Raw genomic sequence first — 16,539 nt, forward strand, 5'->3', positions numbered from 1 at the left:
TACTGAGATAGAACCACTGGCACTGGCGAATGTGACCGCTGGCGATGTGTGGTGTTCATGACATGAGCGCTGGGGAATGGCAGTGCGGGGTGCGGTGTTCAGCGGCGCCGCGGCACGACGAGCGCCAGGGGGAGGGGACTTCCGTTCCTCGCCTCAGACAGGCGTCCCGCGGTTGGTACCGGGCTTCAGGATCAACAGATCGTCATGCTGGTGCTGCCGGCAGGCCTCGACAAACTCGATTGCGGCAGTCCTGTCAGCCAGGAACACGTCGGACTGCTCAGCTGAAATCGAGTAGTACTCTTCGTAATCCACCACGCCATTGCTGACCGGAATCGAGACGTAGAGCCGCCCCGAGTCGAGCTCGGCGCCGATCGAGTAGCGGTCTTCTCTCGAGACGAACGTGTCGCTGAATTTCATGGCATGCGCTCGCGGAGTGCCCAACCCGAAATGTCAATCGAGCTGGTTCGGACGTACTCGACGAGGAGCTGCCCGACTTCGTCCGGCATCAGCACTTCGTTCTGGTTCACTTCGACCGCGGTGCCGCCCTTTCGAGCAAGCGAAACCATTGGCCCCTTGCCGCCTAGATGCCCGAGCGTGAACAGCGTCCCATTCTCCATCAGTTCCACGGTCAGGCCGGCCTGAGTGCCGGTTGTCTGGACGAAATTGTCAGCCGGTTCGACGTAGTCCGACGTCTCGTAGTTCTCGGGCAGCTCAAACACGAGCATGAAGAGCTTTCGCTCACCGATGAGCCTGACGAGATGGTTGAGCTGCATCTCCGCTCGTGCCGGCTCGTCTGAGAGCGCGACCGTGGCGAATTCTCTGACTGCGTACGTCACGGCAGCCTCGTCTCCGGTGGACACCGCTCACCTTCGCCGTATTGTTCCGCGACCGCGGTGTCGGAGAACTCGGGCTGTTCGCGCAGACTCCAGCCTTGGGGGACAGTGTGGGTGTCGTAGTAGTGCTGGAACAAGGCGATGGCATCGGTGGCAGTGAGTGCCTCGGAGGGACACACCAGATATGTGTTGTCGCCGTTCTGAATTGGCTCGGTCTCGGCCGATTCGCCTGCACCGCCGGGTGTGCCGATCATGTATAGCCGATGCACGCCTTTTGCGTCGACTTGCTTGATCTCAACCGTGAGCCGATCGGGCGCGACACCAGTGGCCTGCATCCACTCGGTCGGGTGGACATCGTCGTAGATACCTGCGTCTGCGGGCAGGGGATAGATCGACATGTACGTGTACCGGCCGTCACCCAGGCGGTTGATGATCGCGGCGATCTGCCCGGGTATCTCCTCGGGGAAATCGCTCATCCATCCCGACGAACGATTCGTCGCCTGCACGTGAGTGGGTCTATCGAGCCTCATTTGACTCATCCGCGCTCGGAACCCACTGGTTCTCCACCCCACGCACGTCGGCCAAGCGACCGGCGGCGACCACAGCCTCCAACACTCCAGCCTCGACCAGTCCAGCGCCGACGCGCTCGGCATCTGCGGGGTCATCGCTCAGCAGCAGCACCTCGGCGGTTTCACCCGTGCGACGCAGTATGCGTACGGGGACACCGTCGACCTGAGCCGTGAACACCCGTTCGAACACTTCGCATTCCGACAACGGGACGGTCTTGGACCATGCATGGGGGCGAACTGGCTCGAAACCCGTTGGGCCATTCTGGGCGATCGCGGTCAACAACACGGTCTCTGCAATGACGTCGGCGAAGAACTCCCGGCCCTGCCATCGCGCCAACGTGCCCACTATCGGGCTTGGCGGCCGCCAGCGTTTGGCGCGCACCCAGCCGCGGCCCGCCCCCGCGTAGTGCGACAAGCACCTCTGCTCGCCGTCGGAACGGATTCGCCAATACTCGGCACCGTGGGAGTAGCGGGTTCGGCTCATGCTCCATACCGGTGTTAGCGAGTCGCCGAGTAAGAAGCCATGGGGAAAGGTGGGCCACGGACGCTTCGCCTGGCTCGGCCTGGTCAATGTCGCCGCGCGCGGTTGCTCAAATCGGACTACATCGACGAACTCGGGCGCGGCGTCAACGCCATACGCGGCCAACAGTTCTGCGGGCGTCATCAGTCCGAGGGCTCTTGAGGCCTCGGCGACCATTCCGCCGACTTGGTCGAGTCCGGATTCGACTATGGCGTGAGACATCGGCGCCGCGAGGAGTTGAGGAATTGTCAATACCTGTGGATCGGCTTGTTTCAGGCGACCTCCGTTCCAGTTGATTCGGTCGGTGCCGAGTCCGCCGACGGGGTGATGTCGGTGGGTCGCTCGAGCAGTTTGCCTTTGTGGAAGATCGCGCCGGCCCGGACCAGAGCGACCAGGTGCGGTGCGTTGACGGCTCGCCAGCGGGCTTGCGCGGCGTCGATCAGCTTGTAAGCCATGGCCATTCCGGCGACGCGTGAACCCGGCCCCTTGGTCACCTTGGTCCTCAAACGTACCGTGGCAAACGTTGATTCGATCGGGTTGGTAGTGCGCAGATGGACCCAGTGCTCGGCCGGGTACTTATAGAACTCCAGCAGCACATCGGCGTCATCGACGATCTTGGCGACCGCCTTGGGGTACTTGGCGCCGTAGTCCACCTCGAACGCCTTGATCGCCACCTGCGCGTGGTCGATATCCTCGGCGTTGTAGATCTCCCGCATCGCCGCGATCGCCCCCGGATGAGCCGACTTTGGCAGGCAGGCAAGAACATTGGCCTGCTTGTGAAACCAGCACCGCTGCTCGCCGGTGGCCGGGAACACCTCACGCACGGCCTTCCAGAACCCCAGGGCCCCATCGCCGACGGCCAGCACCGGTGCGGTCATCCCGCGACGTCGGCACGACCGCAACAGATCAGCCCACGACTCGGCCGACTCCCGGTACCCGTCGGTGAGCGCGACCAGCTCCTTGCGGCCGTCAGCGCGCACACCGATCATCACCAGCAAACAGAGCTTCTCCTGCTCCAGGCGCACCTTGAGATGGATGCCGTCGACCCACAGGTAGACGTAGTCGGTGCCCGACAGATCACGGGCCTCGAAGGCCTTGGCCTCGTCCTGCCACTGCGTGGTGAGTCGGGTGATCGTCGTGGCCGACAAGCCGGCACCCGAGCCCAGGAACTGCTCCAACGCCGGACCGAAATCACTGGTCGACAAGCCATGCAGATACAGCAACGGCAACACCTCGGTCATCTGCGGCGACTTGCGCACCCACGCCGGCAGGATCGCCGAGGAAAACCGTTGCCGCTCACCAGTGTCCGGGTCAACACGTTTGTCATTGACCCGCGGCGCGGTCACACTCACCGCGCCCGCCGCGGTGAGCACCTCGCGCTCGCGGTGATAGCCATTGCGCACCACCAGCCGGTGCCCGTTCTCATCAAGCTCACCGGCATGAGCCTCGATGTAGGCGGCGACCTCAGCCCGCAACGCTGCGGCCAGCATCTGGCGGGCACCGTCGCGGACAATCTCATCGAGCAACGACCGCGACGAGCCAGCATCCTCGTTGGATGAATCCGCATCGTGAACTACCGTGAGCATGGGCGTACCTTCCCGAACCAGCGCGCCAACGCCGGCTCTTGATCAGACCTTCGACATTCAGATCATCCTCGGGAAGGTGCGCCCTTTCCTACGCCGCCTCGCCGAGGCTCATCCACAGGTTCTGATCATTGCTCCGAGGAGTTTCTGCAGCACCAGACGTCGATGTACTTGTGTGCGAGTCGCTTGTCTGTCGTTCAATGCGTCGGCCGCCATTCGACGTCTAGGAGGTGCGCTATAACTGGTCACGGATCTTGAGCAGTGGTCTTCCGTCTTCCCGTCGAAACGACTCTTCGATCTCATAGACGGGGGCATGGAGAAGCACGGACAAAAGGGTGAGTCGATCGGGCGCCATGAGACGACCGCCGCTGCTTACCGCAATAATCCGATAGGTCGCATCGATCAGCGTATATCGATCGACCCCTTCGAACTCTTGCGAAACTATGCGATAGCCATTGCTCGCTTCTTGGACTGCTACAGGTGTTGCCAAGCTCGGCAACGCGCTGATGCTTCTATAGGTGTTTCCAAACCAACCGAATAGAAATCGCTCTACGACCGCAAGAGAAGCGCCTGAGAATTCAAATTCCTCAGGTGCCATTCTGTCCGAACAGGTGACCTGCGTCCATCCGTCTGCCATCTCGCGGACAAAATATCGGAGTTCGCCGCCCAGATTCCAGAAAATATCGGCGCCGCTACCTGCCGTGTTCCTCGTCAACGAAAACTTGGCAAGGTTCGCCCAGTCTTCCAGTTCTTGAGAAATAGGCATTGGTATCAACTGTCCGTGTCGACTACAGATGGGAAAGGACAGAGTCCGGCATCCCGGCGAGCAACTGGGCGTCCAGCTCGCCGTAGGTCAGTGGCAGTAGATGGTTTACAGGTTGAACGCCGCCGGCCTGCAATATGAAGTACCTGCTGGGATCTGACTTCAGTGAGTACTTCGAAACGTACTTCTCGAGTGATGTCTGTTGTACGCGTGGGTCTAATCCGGCGTCCTCCCACGCCCACATGATTGGGTCCAGTCGACACGACATTCGGAGGGATTCTCCGACGTTCCAAATGACGTACTTCCCAGCATCGTCGGCATCGGTGAAGAATCCAGATAGGCTTTCAAGCGGTTCGTTTCGGCGTTCGGTCGTTGCAGTGAGGACGTTGTATCCGCCGTCGGTCGGCTCGACTATGTATGACGTCCAGTCCGGGTACGGGTATCCCCGCCGTAGGTGCAGACGACCCGCTTCCCATACAGGTGCATCGCGCGCGGGTTGGTCGGCATATGCGTAGATCTGCCGCCACTTGTCATACCGATTGATCAGCTCCTCCAGTTGCGAGTCGGAGCTAGATTCAGTTCCTGTCATGTTCATCCCGTGGCTTCACTCTCCAGTTGTTTCACGAATCAGACGCCAGAGTTTCAGCTCTTCGACTGACACGGGTCGACCAGTGTCCAAGTTGATTACTGCCCATTGCTCGGCCCCGCCAGGTTGTCCGAAGGCTGGTTTGGCGGGACCGTATTCAACTCTCCAATTGAGGCCATCGGGTATCGGCCGCCCGGTTCCGACAAAGGTGTGATAGTCGTTGGCGACTCCAGGCGGCATCGAACGCGTGGAGAGAGGTGCTCCTTCGTCCCCCATGAAACCACCCCCGTTCGAGCCCAGCCTATCGAGTTGATGTCCGGCGGGAATGCGGTCCGAGACAGACGGTGGCCCATCGAACCCGTTGTTGGGTGCTTGCCTGTCCCAATCCCATTGCAGCCTGCCTTTGTCGTCGACTGTGGTGAACTCCCGCTTGAATTCTTCTTCAGTCCGGCCCGCCAGCGGGTCATATCCGTCGGTGACGCTGTGTGGCACGCCGCCTTCGTGAAGCCGGGCGATATCGTCCGCCGGGTTCCTGACGTGCTCAAAGGCGCTCTCGGGTGGGAACCCATAGTCGTGGCCGGCAACGGGAGGGGGAGGAGTCGAAGGTGGCTCAGGCGGCGATGGGTGATTCTCGACCGGGCCTTCGCCGGCGTGGGGGGATTCTGAAGGCGCACCGGCGTGGTGTTCGCTGGGGCTGCTGTGATCGACCGGGCCGTGTTCAACGGGCGCCGGAGTATGGGGCTCGCTAGGCCCCGTCGGCTGCGAGGTATGCGGCGCGGGCGCCTCGTGTGCCGGCGCAGGCTCGGGCTTCGGCACCGGCGCTGCCTCCGGTTTCGGCGCAGCAGCCGGAGGCTCCACCGGTGCCTTCCCCGCAGCGGTCGGCCCAGGCGCGGCCTCGGGCACGCCAACCGTGTCGAGGCTCTTCGTGATGTTTCCGGCCCTGGTTGCGACCTCGTCGGCGGCGGCAGCTGCCGCGCCACCACGAGACGCGACTTCACCCGCATCGCGCGCAACAGTCCCGCCGGCCCGAGCCTCTGCCGCACCGACGCGCGCCGCTCCGCCCGCGGCGTCGGCCGCCGGTGCCGCCTCGCCCACGCCGGGGATGATCATCGATCCGACTTGTGCTGCGTCGTAAGCGAGTCCGCGTAACGGGTGACCGTTCTTGAAATCCTCGACGTCGAGCATCGACTTGCCGAGATTCATCACGTCGTTGCGGATGTGAGGCTCCGCTAGCGCGAACGGAGCGGTCAAGGGATTGCCGACCAGCGCCATTTCGCCCAGCGCCTTGCCAGTGTTCAACCACGCCTTGCCTGCACCTTCTGGGTCGTAGAGGAAGCGGGTTGGATCAAGTTGTTCGAGACCTTCTGCGGTCTGGGCGACGAATTTGAACCCACCTTCAGTGATATCAGCCAGGGCAGTGAAATCCATGGCCAGCACGCCGCCGACCTCCTGCCCGAACACCTCGACGAACTCCTTGTTCGCCCAGGCCTCCAGCTTGTTGGTCAGGCCGTCGAGATCGTTGATGCCTTGGCTGACAGCCTGATCCATGGCGTTGGCTTCACGCTTCATGTTGTTGAGGACGGTGTCGATGTCATGGGCGATCTGCTTGATTTTCTCGATGGGATTGTGGCCCTCGAACATGCCGCCGATGGTGCTGAGAATGCCGCTGGGACTCAACTGGTGGAGCAGATCGCGGATGGCGTTCTGCGCGTTTTCGACAGTGGTTGCGAACGAATCGATCTGGGCGGCAAGCGCTTGGGCCTGTTGGTCGATGTTGGTCAGGCCGCCGCTGATCTCGTTGGCGGCCTTCTGCATCTGTGGCGCTTCGGGAATCTGAAATCCGCCCAAAGTCGTTCCCGCAGTGGTCATTGCGCCCGAACCGCCACTGATCGACGAGCCGTAGGTGCGCCATGCGGCGGCCGTCGCGCGCATCTGTGCGGGATCGCCATCCGGCCACACCCCACCGACAAAGGCCTCGACAATGCCCCACCCGATCGGGGCGGCGATAGCACCGCCGAACACCGACGGCACTGCCGGTGCCGAGAACTTCCCGGGATCGCCCGGTTTCGGCACGGGCGACTCGCCGCCCCCGACCGTTGAGTGGGCGTTCGCGGTGCCGTAGTTGTAGGCGGACATCTGGATGCCTTGCCCCGCACGCCGTGAGGCGTTGACGGCCGACGCTGCCGTGTGCAGCAACGCGTTCGCCGCATTCGTGTAGCTGCGCGAAAACACGAATGCGGCGGCATCATGACCGAATCCGGACTCGTGCCCGGACAAAGCGGCCGTCAGCGTCGAGATGGCGCTGGTAACGGCGTTGGATTCAGCGCCGACCGACGCTCCCGCCGAGTTGAGCGCCGTCGGATCGACCGTGATCGGGCCGGTCACAGGTCAGGACCACATCTGGTGGTTCTTGCTCGCGGCGGACGAGTAGTTCTCGTGAGCGCCCTCAGCGATCTGTCGGAGCCGCGCGAGCGCCTCCCGCATCTCACGGGCACCTTCGTTCCACTGCGCCTGCGCCGACCGTTCCGCTTCGCCGGCGTCGCCGTACCAGCTGGAACCCAACCGGGCGACTGATCCGGCTGCGTGCGCCAAGTGGGCTTCGAGGTCGGAATCGAACGCCGTCATCCGGTCGATGACCGCCGCCAGTGCCGCCGGATTGACGCTGAACTCGCTCATCAGAGGCCCGATCCCGCGATGTGCGCGCCGCCCTCGGCGTCGGTGCTCGTGTACTTGGCCGCCGCCTCGTTGAGCAGCGCCGACATGCGACTCAGGCCGGCGGCCACCTGGGCAGCGCCTTCGTGCCATTCCTTCCACACGCCCGCGTATGCCGAGGCCGCGGACCCGGTCCAGCCGGTGCCCATGAGGCCGGATACCTCGTTGTCCAGGGACGTTATCCCGGTGCGGAGCCCGTCCGCGACGGTGGACAGCTCATGCGACACCGCGACCAGCTCCGACGGTTCGACCTGTAACTCGGCCATGCGATACCCCCAACGCGATTGGCTGACGAAGGGAGCTTACCGAGGGTGCCAGGGGGTCGCCGACGCGAATTTCCTTGCCGCTCACAGGTTTTAGACAGGTTCCTGCCAGATTGCTGGCAGGAACGTGCCTCGACGGGCAGCGCGCCTGTGACCCAGGCCACGACCAGCCTCACCCTCCGGCCGGATCTCACCGCGCCCCAAACCCGCTGGTCCAGGCTGCAGCCGGGAATCGCCGTGGCCAGGGGCTTCGACGCCCTCTCGTAGGGTCGAACCCGTGCATGTCTACCAACTGGCTTTCGAATGGACCGAAACGAACCGACACTGGCTGCTCGAGGTGCCGATCCGGATCGTCTCCTACGGCGTCATCGCCCTGATCGCGCGGTTGGCCCTGCACCGGGTTATCGACCGCGCCACGACCGGGCGCGCCGGCAAGACCATGGCCGTCGATGAGGAATCGCAGGCCAACCGTCCGCCCTTGTTGCGCTACCTGCGCGACCGCGCGGCCTCGTCGAACGCCCGAAAGGCCGCCGAGCGGCGCCGTCAGCGCGCCCAGACCATCGGCTCGGTGCTGAAGTCGACGGTGTCGATCCTGCTTCTCCTGTGGCTGGTGCTCGCGATCCTCAGCGTGCTGGGCGTCAACATCGCGCCGTTCATCGCCTCGGCCGGTGTGGTCGGTCTCGCGATCGGCTTCGGCGCGCAGAACCTGGTCCGCGACTTCGTCAGCGGCATCTTCATGCTGCTCGAGGATCAATACGGTGTCGGCGACAATGTCGACCTCGGCGAGGTGACGGGCGAGGTGCAGAGCGTCGGCCTGCGCATCACCACACTGCGCGGCGGCGACGGCACCCTCTGGTACGTCCGCAACGGTGAAATCAAGCGCGTCGGCAACATGAGCCAGGACTACGCCGTTGCGAACGTTGAGGTTCCGGTCGCCTTGACCGCAGACCTCGACCGCGCCGAGCTGGTGGCCATCGAAGCGGCCGAGGACGCGATCATCGATCCGGCGATCGCTGCCGATGTGTTGGGTGATCCGGAAATGCTTGGCGTGCAGGAGCTCTCGCCTGATCTGGTCACCTTGCGGATGTCGGTGAAAACCCGGCCGAACATGCAGGGCGCGGTGCAGCGCCGGATCCGCCGCGCGATTCTGCGCGCCTACGACGAACACGACATCGCCTTGCCGTACCCGCAGGGGCGGATTCACGCGGTGGTGGGCGGTCGGGCCGCGGAGTAGGGCCCTGGGCTCCCCGAACAACATTGGTCGGGGAGCGGTCAGCGTCCGGCCGTCTCCTGCGGATTCACGCTGTCGACGGCCAGAACCGTGATCGCCATGCTCCGCCCGGATTCTGTCACGTATCTCCGGGTTTCGCCGACGTGCGAGGCGACGAGTGCTTTGCCCAGCGGGCATTCCACGGAGCAGGTGTCACCCAGCGGCTTGGCGTCGGCGGGCAGGACGAGCTGGAAGACGTCCGTGTCGTCGGGGTCACCGTTGAACGACACGGTGACCCAGGCGCCCGGCACGGCCTGACCTTCGAGAATCAGCTCGTCGCGGGCGTCGATTGTGTTGGTGGATGACATTTCTCGCGGGTGCCGGTCTGCGATGACCGCACCGTGCTGTTCAGCGGCATTCGATGACACCGGGTGTGGGGGCGAAACCCTTGACGCGGTGTTCGGGTGAATTACAGCGTCCACGGTTGTCACTATCCGCCGTGGTGCCGTCGACGATGATGCACGCGAGCTTGTTTGCCGTGTTGTCACGTGATGTACGTCCGTGGGTCAGACGGAGGGCGAAAAGCGGCCGCGGCGTACTTGTCGGGGCCCGGGCGTAGCGTCCGCGACATGACCGACAAACGACGTTTACGGAGCCTCAAACAGGCTCGACGCGATGTGCGGCGAGCGAAGAAACGCAAAGCCGGGAATGCTCTCGACCGACAGCTGAAAACTGTAACCGGACAGCTGAAAGATTTAATCGGGCAGCTGAACGATGCAACCGGACAGCTGACAGAAATAGTGCGGCCCAGGGTCGATCAGCATCCGGTCTATCTCGTCAGCATGGCCAGCCGCGCGATCAACGTAGGGAACCTCAACCTCACTTCGCTCGATGCCAGCAGGCCGGACGGCGAAAAGCTGTATCGCCTGTTGACCGGCCTTATGTCGACACGCAACCGGCCGGTCACTGCCTTACTCGCTGTAATCGCGGAGCTGAATCACCCCGGGTTTGATGCACACCTTCTTTCGAGGGAAGGTAGTTCGCATCATGCCGAAGAAGTACGACGAGGAGTTCAAGGCCCGGGCGGTGCGGTTGGTCGGTGACCATGCCGAGGAGTACGACACCCGTACGGCCTGCATCACCGCGGTGGCCAAGCGGTTGGGGGTGTCCTACGAATCGCTGCGCCGGTGGGTCAACCAGGGCGAGGTCGATACTGGGGTCCGCGAGGGTGTCCCGTCCGATACCGCACGGGAGTTACGGGAGCTCAAACGCAAGAATCGTGAGCTTGAGGAAACTATCGAAATCCTCAAGGCGGCAACAAGTTTCTTCGCGCGGGAGAGCGACCCGCGACGCCGCTGATCTGTGCGTTCATCGCCGAGCATCGTGCTCGGTTCGGGGTCGCTTCGATCTGCCGCGTGCTCTCTGAGCATGGCTGCCAGATCGCCCCGAGAACCTTCTACGCCTGGCTGGCTCGACCGCCGTCGGCGCGGGCCTTGTGGGACACCGTCATCACCGAGGTGCTGGCCGGCTACTACGAGCCCGATGAGCACGGTCGCCGCAAGCCCGAGTCGTTGTACGGCGCGGTCAAGATGTGGGCGCACCTGCAGCGCCACGGCATCACGGTAGCCCGCTGCACAGTGGAACGCTTGATGCGCGCCAACGGCTGGCAGGGCGTGCGCCGGCGCAAGAAGGTCCGCACCACCATCGCCGATCCGGCCGCCGGGCGTGCCCCGGATCTGGTGGACCGCCAATTCCGAGTCCCCGCCCCCAACATGCTGTTGGTGGCTGATTTCACCTACGTGCCGCTGGCCACCGGGGTGTTCGTCTACACCGCATTCGCCATCGACGCGTACGCCGGGCGGATCGTGGGCTGGACCTGCTCGACCAGCAAGGCAGATCTGTTCGTGCGCCAGGCGATCCGGCACGCCGCTGAACTCCGGCGCCGTGAAGGTAACCCATTGTCGGGCAACACTATTCATCACTCCGATGCAGGTTCGCAGTACACATCGGTGCGGTTTGGTGAAACGCTGTTGCTCTCCGGGCTGTTGCCGTCGATCGGATCCGTCGGCGATGCCTTCGACAACGCCTTGGCCGAGACCACCATCGGCCTGTACAAGACCGAAGCTGTCCGTGATGACTCACCGTTTCGGCGAGGGCCACTGAACAGGCTCACCGACGTGGAACTGCTCACCGCCGACTGGGTGCACTGGTACAACACTGACCGGCTCATGCACCGTCTCGGACGCATCCCGCCGATCGAATACGAGACCATCTACTACGCTGCAGCGACAGCCCAATCAGAGGCTGCACACCAATAAAACCGGTGTGCATCAAACCCGGGGCGGTTCAGAGCTTCTGGTCGATGACCCAGCTCTGCAATTCGAATGTCGAGCGGAACTCGCACAGCGCCACGAGCACCTGCCGGGATGGATCCACTCGCTGTCGCAGGTGAACGTGCACCGGGCTGTCCGCCGAAGTGATGCCTTCGGTGATGTCGATGAGATTGCCATTGGTGCTCGACTAGTCGGTGGTCATGGGCTGACTGTGGTCGTGCGGGTCGACCACAATCGGTTCTCGGGCGTCACCGACATCGCCATTGTGCCGGGAGCTGATCGACGAGGTGCTTGCACGGATTGCGGAACCGGGTTCCGAGTCTGTTGTCGAAATGGACCTCGCCGAAGCGAGGGCGTGGATCGAAGATGCTTTCAAGAAGCCAATGTTCGCGCGAGATGCCAATACGTGGATGCCAAACCGACCGCTGGTTAGGTGGCTGATCAGTCGGCTCCCGGAAGGCGGTGAGGGCCGCACACCGTCCATGGATTGGGCTTCCGCCGAGCAGCTGTGCGAGTCGTTCTTCGTCAGCAGTTCGTCTGCTCCGTTCAACGGCCCCGGCTACCGGGAGCAGCTGCTGGAGCTTTTCGAGACCGGTACGGAAGACCCGCTGCGGTGGAGTGAAACACGCGTCCGAGACGTGTTGCGTAACCCGTCCTATTACGACTGGAGCAATTGTCAATACCTGTGGATCGGGGTGTTTCAGGCGACCTCCGTTTCGGTGTGCTGATCGCCGTCTGACGGTGGTGTCGGTGGGGTGATGTCGGTGGGTCGTTCGAGCAGTTTGCCTTTGTGGAAGACCGCTCCGGCGCGGACGAGGGCGACCAGATGTGGGGCGTTGACGGCCCGCCAGCGGGCCTGCGCGGCGTCGATCAGCTTGTAGGCCATGGCCAATCCAGCGGCCCGCGATCCCGGACCCTTGGTGACCTTCGTTCTCAAACGCACTGTGGCGAAGGTACTTTCGATCGGATTCGTGGTACGCAGATGGATCCAGTGCTCGGCGGGGTAGTGGTAGAACTCCAGCAGGACATCGAGGTCGTCGACGATCTTGGCGACCACTTTCGGGTACTTCGCGCCGAAGGCAACCGCGAAGGCCTTGACCGCGACCTGAGCTTTGTCGATGTCTTCGGCGTTGTAGATGTCCTTGATGGCCGCCAGCGCGGCCGGATGCGCTGACTTCGGCAGCCCGGCCAGGACGTTGGCCTGCTTGTGGAACCAGCAGCGCTGCTCCTTGGTCGACGGGAATACCTCCCGCACCGCCTTCCAGAACCCGAGCGCGCCATCGCCGACGGCCAGCACTGGGGCGGTCATGCCGCGGCGTTTGCAGTCGCGCAGCAGATCCGCCCACGACTCGCATGACTCCCGATAGCCGTCGGTGATCGCCACGAGCTCTTTGCGGCCGTCAGCGCGCACGCCGAGCATCACCAGCAGGCACAGCTTCTCCTGGTCCAGGCGGACCTTGAGGTGAATGCCGTCGACCCACAGGTAGACGTAGTCGCTGCCGGACAGGTCCCGGGCAGCGAACGTACGGGCTTCGTCTTGCCACTGCGCGGTCAGACGGGTGATCGTGGTGGCCGACAACCCGGCACCCGAGCCGAGGAACTGCTCGAGTGCGGGCCCGAAGTCGCTGGTCGATAGGCCGTGCAGATACAGCAGCGGCAGCACCTCACTCATCTGCGGAGACTTGCGTGCCCAGGCCGGCAGGATCGCCGAGGAAAACCGCTGCCGCTCACCAGAATCGGGGTCGACACGGCGATCGTTGACCCGCGGCGCCTTCACCTGCACGGCACCGGCCGCGGTCAACACCTCACGCGGCTGGTGATAGCCGTTGCGGACCACCAGTCGGTGACCGTTCTCGTCGAGCTGATCAGCGAATGCGGCGACGTACGCGGCGACCTCGGCCTGCAGTGCAGCGGCCAACATCTGCCGGGCTCCGTCGCGGACGATCTCGTCCAACAACGACCGGCCGGCCTCGCCGCCGTTGGCCTCCTCGGCATCGTGAACTACGGTGAGCATGGGCGTACCTTCCCAACCAGCGCGCCAACGCCGGTCTTGATCGAATACCTGATTCCGTGATGATCATCCTCGGGAAGGTGCGCCCACTTTCAGGCCGCCTCCCCGGGCCTCATCCACAGGTATTGATCATTGCTCTATTACGACGATGACACGCCGCTGGAGGTCGCGCTCGACATTCCAGACCTGCTTCGTGCGTTCATCCCATATGCGCACGCGCAGAGCGGGATTGGCGACGAGCTGACCTCGCGATCTCTTGCCGTGATCGACGAGCTGAGGTCGAGCTATCGTCGCGAACTCATGCGGGAGGCGCACGAGTTCTGGGGGTACGACGATGTGGGCTGATGGCTCCTCAAGTCAGCTCGGACGGGTTGCTAGCAGATTGCAAGCGAGAAGCATGCAATCTGGGTACAGTGGTCGTATGCGGACTCTGCACCTCCGTAACGTCCCTGATGACGTCATGGATCGACTCGAACGGATGGCGCGTGCAGCGAGCACCTCGGTGACAGCCGTCGCGATCCGTGAACTCGATGCCGCGACTCGTCGAGTCGACAATGCCGCATTGCTGGCCACGCTGCCCGATCTGGATATCCCGACCGAGACCATCGTCAAGCAGTTGGAGTCCGAACGCCGGTGATTGTCGTCGATGCGTCGGCGGCAGTCTCTGGGCTTCTGCACGATGGCCAAGCACGTCGACTACTCGCTGCCGAATCGATTCACGCGCCGCACTTGGTGGATGCGGAGGTGGCCAGTGTCTTGCGCCGGCAAGTGGCGTCCGGTCGGCTTACCTCTGCGGAGGGCCGGCAGGCTTTGAATGTCTGGAGCGGGCTCGGGCTGATCCGCTACGCCGCTCCACCTCTCCTGGAACGCATTTGGGAACTTCGTGAGGCTGTGACGGCCTACGACGCGATGTACGTCGCCCTCGCTGAGAACCTGGACTGCGCTCTGGTGACCGCGGATGCTCGGCTGTCAGGAGCGAATGGCCCACGATGCGCCATCACTGTCGTCCCGCGCTAGGAGAAGCATCCTCTCAGCGTTGACAGTGTTGCAGCACAGGCGATTTGGAGCCGCCAAGGAAACTTGACGGCTCCAAATCGCACAAGTCAGGAGAGGCGGCCCCGCCGCAGCGTGCGCAGCCACCATGAAATCAGCGGCAGCCAGGCGCCTCAGCGCTCGGCCGCGACCGGCTCGCTACCCGCAATAACTCGCGTCCGCTTGTACATCCACCCGAGTACCGCCGCGAAGGCCACGACACCGATCAGTTCAGGAACAGACCCACCGAAACCAGAGAACAGCGCGAACGGCTCATCGGAACCAGTGCCGGCCACAAAACCCGCGAACACCACGCCGTAGAGACTCTCGCCAACGATCATGCCCGTCGCCAGCAGCACGCCGATCCGCTTCTTGCGCTCGACGTCGCCGCCGGTCCGGTCGGCCCAGCGGTTGTAGAACCAGCCCAGCAGCGCACCCAGCGGAATGATCAGCGTCAGGCTCATCGGCAGGTACATCCCCATTCCGACGGCCAGCGGCGGCAGCGCGAAACGTGATGTGCGGGTGAGAAACTCGTCAACCACAATCGCGACAACCCCGATGACGGCACCCAGCCCGATGAGCCCCCAGTTCAGCGACCCGCCGAACACGCCCTTGGCCAACGACGAGATCAGTGCGGCCTGCGGCGCGGCCAGGGCATGATCGCCGGCCCCGGGCGCGCCGAGGAAACCGAACGCCCGCTGCATCAGGTTGAGGACCGGCGGAATGATCGCCGACCCGAACGCCACGCCAATCACCAACGCCACCTGCTGCTTCCAGGGCGTCGCCCCGACCAGCTGGCCGGTCTTGAGGTCCTGCAGATTGTCGTTGGAGATGGTCGCAACACCGAACGTGATGGCGGCCGCGAACAGCGTGAACGCCACGAGTGCGGTGGACTGGCCACTATCGGCCCGCCCGAACACCACCTTGATCAGCACCGCGGCGATGAGCACCGTCAGGATGCCGACGCCGGAGATCGGGCTGTTCGACGAACCGATCAGCCCGGCCATGTAGCCGCACACCGACGCGATGACCAGCCCGATGACGAAGATGAACACCAGGCTCGCCGCGATGATCCCGGCCGAATGCCCCTGCAGCACAGTGCCGCGACTGAAATCCCACAGCAGCACTGCGATCGGCAGCAGCATCACCACGACGGTGCCGACGACCATGGGGAAGGGGATGTCGCGCTCGGTGAGCTCGACCACCTGACCCTGCCGCCGGTCACGTGCCGAACCCAGCGCAGCGGTGACGCCTTTGACGATGGGGCGCAGGATCTTCAGCAGTGTCCAGATCGCCGCGACGGCAATGGCTCCGGCGCCGACGAACCGCACCTCGTGCACGAAGATGCCGTCGATGATGTCGCCGATCGGTTCGCTACCCGTGAGCGCGCCGTTGGTGCGGATGGGCAGCAGCACCCCGTACGAGATCACGAGCCCGACGAGCATCGCGATGCCGACGGTCATGCCGATCAGGTGCCCGACGCCGATCATCGCCATCGACAGCCCGGCGGTGAACATCGTGCCGCCTGCGCCGATACGGGTATATGCGGTAACGGAATTGGCGAGCACCTTCATATTGGCGAGCAGCCCGAAAACGGCCGACACGACCGAACCGAACGTGATGACCTTGAGCCCGGTGCGGTTGGCTTCGACGCCTTCGGTGCCGTCACCGACCTTGAGTACCTCGGCGGCGGCGACGCCTTCGGGATAGGGCAGGTCGGTTCCCGTCACGAGTGCGCGCCGGAGAGGTATGGAGTACATGACGCCGAGGGTGCCGCCGACAGCGCACACCGCGACGGTGGTCCAGTAGGGGAAACCGGTCCACCAGCCGATCATGATCAGCCCGGGCAGCACGAAGATGATCGCCGACAGCGTGCCGGCCGCCGACGCGACGGTCTGCACGATGTTGTTCTCGACGATCGAGTGGTTGGCGAAGCTGCGCAGCACCGCCATCGAGATCACGGCGGCGGGGATGGCGGTGGCAAACGTCAGGCCGACCTTGAGTCCGAGATAGACGTTGGCGGCGGTGAACACGAGCGTGATGACACCGCCGAGCAGGATGCCGCGGACGGTCAGTTCACGCAGCGTCGGGGTGGCGGGGGTCGCTGGAGTGGCGGTGGCCAAC

The 16,539-nt window shown here is 63.8% G+C and carries 20 protein-coding genes; 7 read left to right on the forward strand and 13 right to left on the reverse strand.

Annotated features, from left to right (window positions below; genetic code table 11):
* Window positions 1-153: 153 nt before the first annotated feature.
* From ACZ5IQ_RS07595 to ACZ5IQ_RS07640, 10 genes are all read right to left on the reverse strand, one after another.
* Window positions 154-417, reverse strand: coding sequence for a hypothetical protein (locus ACZ5IQ_RS07595; protein ID WP_464481074.1), 264 nt, complete (start codon window positions 415-417; stop codon window positions 154-156).
* A complete protein-coding gene (locus ACZ5IQ_RS07600) occupies window positions 414-836 on the reverse strand; it encodes a hypothetical protein (protein WP_464481075.1) in 423 nt (140 codons plus the stop codon). The genes ACZ5IQ_RS07595 and ACZ5IQ_RS07600 overlap by 4 nt, the downstream gene beginning before the upstream one ends.
* Window positions 833-1,309: a hypothetical protein gene (locus ACZ5IQ_RS07605; protein ID WP_464481076.1), complete on the reverse strand. Its 477-nt coding sequence runs from the start codon at window positions 1,307-1,309 to the stop codon at window positions 833-835. The genes ACZ5IQ_RS07600 and ACZ5IQ_RS07605 overlap by 4 nt, the downstream gene beginning before the upstream one ends.
* A gap of 40 nt (window positions 1,310-1,349) precedes the next feature.
* Window positions 1,350-2,066, reverse strand: coding sequence for a hypothetical protein (locus ACZ5IQ_RS07610; RefSeq protein ID WP_464481077.1), 717 nt, complete (start codon window positions 2,064-2,066; stop codon window positions 1,350-1,352).
* Between the two features lie 128 nt (window positions 2,067-2,194).
* Window positions 2,195-3,508 (reverse strand): IS256 family transposase, encoded by a 1,314-nt coding sequence (locus tag ACZ5IQ_RS07615; RefSeq protein WP_052536990.1) that lies wholly within the window; start codon window positions 3,506-3,508, stop codon window positions 2,195-2,197.
* Between the two features lie 232 nt (window positions 3,509-3,740).
* Window positions 3,741-4,271 (reverse strand): Imm61 family immunity protein, encoded by a 531-nt coding sequence (locus ACZ5IQ_RS07620; RefSeq protein WP_212812433.1) that lies wholly within the window; start codon window positions 4,269-4,271, stop codon window positions 3,741-3,743.
* Between the two features lie 22 nt (window positions 4,272-4,293).
* A complete protein-coding gene (locus tag ACZ5IQ_RS07625) occupies window positions 4,294-4,857 on the reverse strand; it encodes a hypothetical protein (RefSeq protein ID WP_138158340.1) in 564 nt (187 codons plus the stop codon).
* A 15-nt stretch (window positions 4,858-4,872) separates the two neighbouring features.
* Window positions 4,873-7,239, reverse strand: a complete 2,367-nt coding sequence (locus ACZ5IQ_RS07630; protein ID WP_464481078.1) for a TNT domain-containing protein — start codon at window positions 7,237-7,239, stop codon at window positions 4,873-4,875.
* Between the two features lie 3 nt (window positions 7,240-7,242).
* The gene (locus tag ACZ5IQ_RS07635) at window positions 7,243-7,530 is read right to left on the reverse strand and encodes a WXG100 family type VII secretion target (protein WP_212812431.1); all 288 of its coding nucleotides are present in this window, start codon (window positions 7,528-7,530) and stop codon (window positions 7,243-7,245) included.
* Entirely contained in the window at window positions 7,530-7,832 is a 303-nt protein-coding gene (locus tag ACZ5IQ_RS07640) for a WXG100 family type VII secretion target (protein ID WP_212812430.1), read from the reverse strand. The genes ACZ5IQ_RS07635 and ACZ5IQ_RS07640 overlap by 1 nt, the downstream gene beginning before the upstream one ends.
* A 274-nt stretch (window positions 7,833-8,106) precedes the next feature.
* Here ACZ5IQ_RS07640 and ACZ5IQ_RS07645 point away from each other — a divergent pair, with 274 nt between their 5' ends.
* Entirely contained in the window at window positions 8,107-9,063 is a 957-nt protein-coding gene (locus ACZ5IQ_RS07645; protein ID WP_464481079.1) for a mechanosensitive ion channel family protein, read from the forward strand.
* Window positions 9,064-9,101: 38 nt separating this feature from the next.
* Here ACZ5IQ_RS07645 and ACZ5IQ_RS07650 read toward each other — a convergent pair whose 3' ends face one another.
* On the reverse strand, window positions 9,102-9,407 hold the full coding sequence (locus tag ACZ5IQ_RS07650) for a GreA/GreB family elongation factor (RefSeq protein ID WP_406775987.1): 306 nt from the start codon (window positions 9,405-9,407) through the stop codon (window positions 9,102-9,104).
* Between the two features lie 261 nt (window positions 9,408-9,668).
* Between ACZ5IQ_RS07650 and ACZ5IQ_RS07655 the strand changes: the two genes are divergently transcribed.
* The 3 genes from ACZ5IQ_RS07655 to ACZ5IQ_RS07665 all read left to right on the forward strand — a co-directional run bounded on the left by ACZ5IQ_RS07655 (window position 9,669) and on the right by ACZ5IQ_RS07665 (window position 12,100).
* Window positions 9,669-10,142, forward strand: a complete 474-nt coding sequence (locus ACZ5IQ_RS07655) for a hypothetical protein (protein WP_464481080.1) — start codon at window positions 9,669-9,671, stop codon at window positions 10,140-10,142.
* Window positions 10,087-11,357 (forward strand): IS3 family transposase gene (locus tag ACZ5IQ_RS07660; protein WP_464481055.1). Its coding sequence is split into 2 segments (ribosomal slippage): window positions 10,087-10,360 and window positions 10,360-11,357, totalling 1,272 coding nucleotides; the frame shifts between segments, so codons are not numbered across the junction. Before ACZ5IQ_RS07655 ends, ACZ5IQ_RS07660 begins: the two co-directional genes overlap by 56 nt.
* A 347-nt stretch (window positions 11,358-11,704) precedes the next feature.
* On the forward strand, window positions 11,705-12,100 hold the full coding sequence (locus tag ACZ5IQ_RS07665; protein ID WP_464481081.1) for a hypothetical protein: 396 nt from the start codon (window positions 11,705-11,707) through the stop codon (window positions 12,098-12,100).
* Here ACZ5IQ_RS07665 and ACZ5IQ_RS07670 read toward each other — a convergent pair.
* Window positions 12,073-13,386, reverse strand: coding sequence for an IS256 family transposase (locus tag ACZ5IQ_RS07670; RefSeq protein WP_024455803.1), 1,314 nt, complete (start codon window positions 13,384-13,386; stop codon window positions 12,073-12,075). The two genes, ACZ5IQ_RS07665 and ACZ5IQ_RS07670, sit on opposite strands and share 28 nt — an antisense overlap.
* 129 nt (window positions 13,387-13,515) lie before the next feature.
* On the opposite strand from ACZ5IQ_RS07670, the gene ACZ5IQ_RS07675 reads away from it, so the two are divergent.
* The 3 genes from ACZ5IQ_RS07675 to ACZ5IQ_RS07685 all read left to right on the forward strand — a co-directional run bounded on the left by ACZ5IQ_RS07675 (window position 13,516) and on the right by ACZ5IQ_RS07685 (window position 14,400).
* Entirely contained in the window at window positions 13,516-13,728 is a 213-nt protein-coding gene (locus tag ACZ5IQ_RS07675; protein WP_464481082.1) for a hypothetical protein, read from the forward strand.
* Between the two features lie 76 nt (window positions 13,729-13,804).
* Window positions 13,805-14,020, forward strand: a complete 216-nt coding sequence (locus ACZ5IQ_RS07680) for a hypothetical protein (RefSeq protein ID WP_053854134.1) — start codon at window positions 13,805-13,807, stop codon at window positions 14,018-14,020.
* Complete coding sequence (locus tag ACZ5IQ_RS07685) at window positions 14,017-14,400, forward strand: type II toxin-antitoxin system VapC family toxin (RefSeq protein WP_212812426.1); 384 nt, start codon at window positions 14,017-14,019, stop codon at window positions 14,398-14,400. The genes ACZ5IQ_RS07680 and ACZ5IQ_RS07685 overlap by 4 nt, the downstream gene beginning before the upstream one ends.
* Window positions 14,401-14,549: 149 nt before the next feature.
* Here the strand turns inward: ACZ5IQ_RS07685 and ACZ5IQ_RS07690 are convergent, their stop codons facing one another.
* Window positions 14,550-16,538, reverse strand: coding sequence for an OPT family oligopeptide transporter (locus ACZ5IQ_RS07690; protein WP_464481083.1), 1,989 nt, complete (start codon window positions 16,536-16,538; stop codon window positions 14,550-14,552).
* Between the last annotated feature and the right edge of the window lies 1 nt (window position 16,539).

The sequence above is a fragment of the Mycobacterium toneyamaense genome, assembly GCF_055384815.1.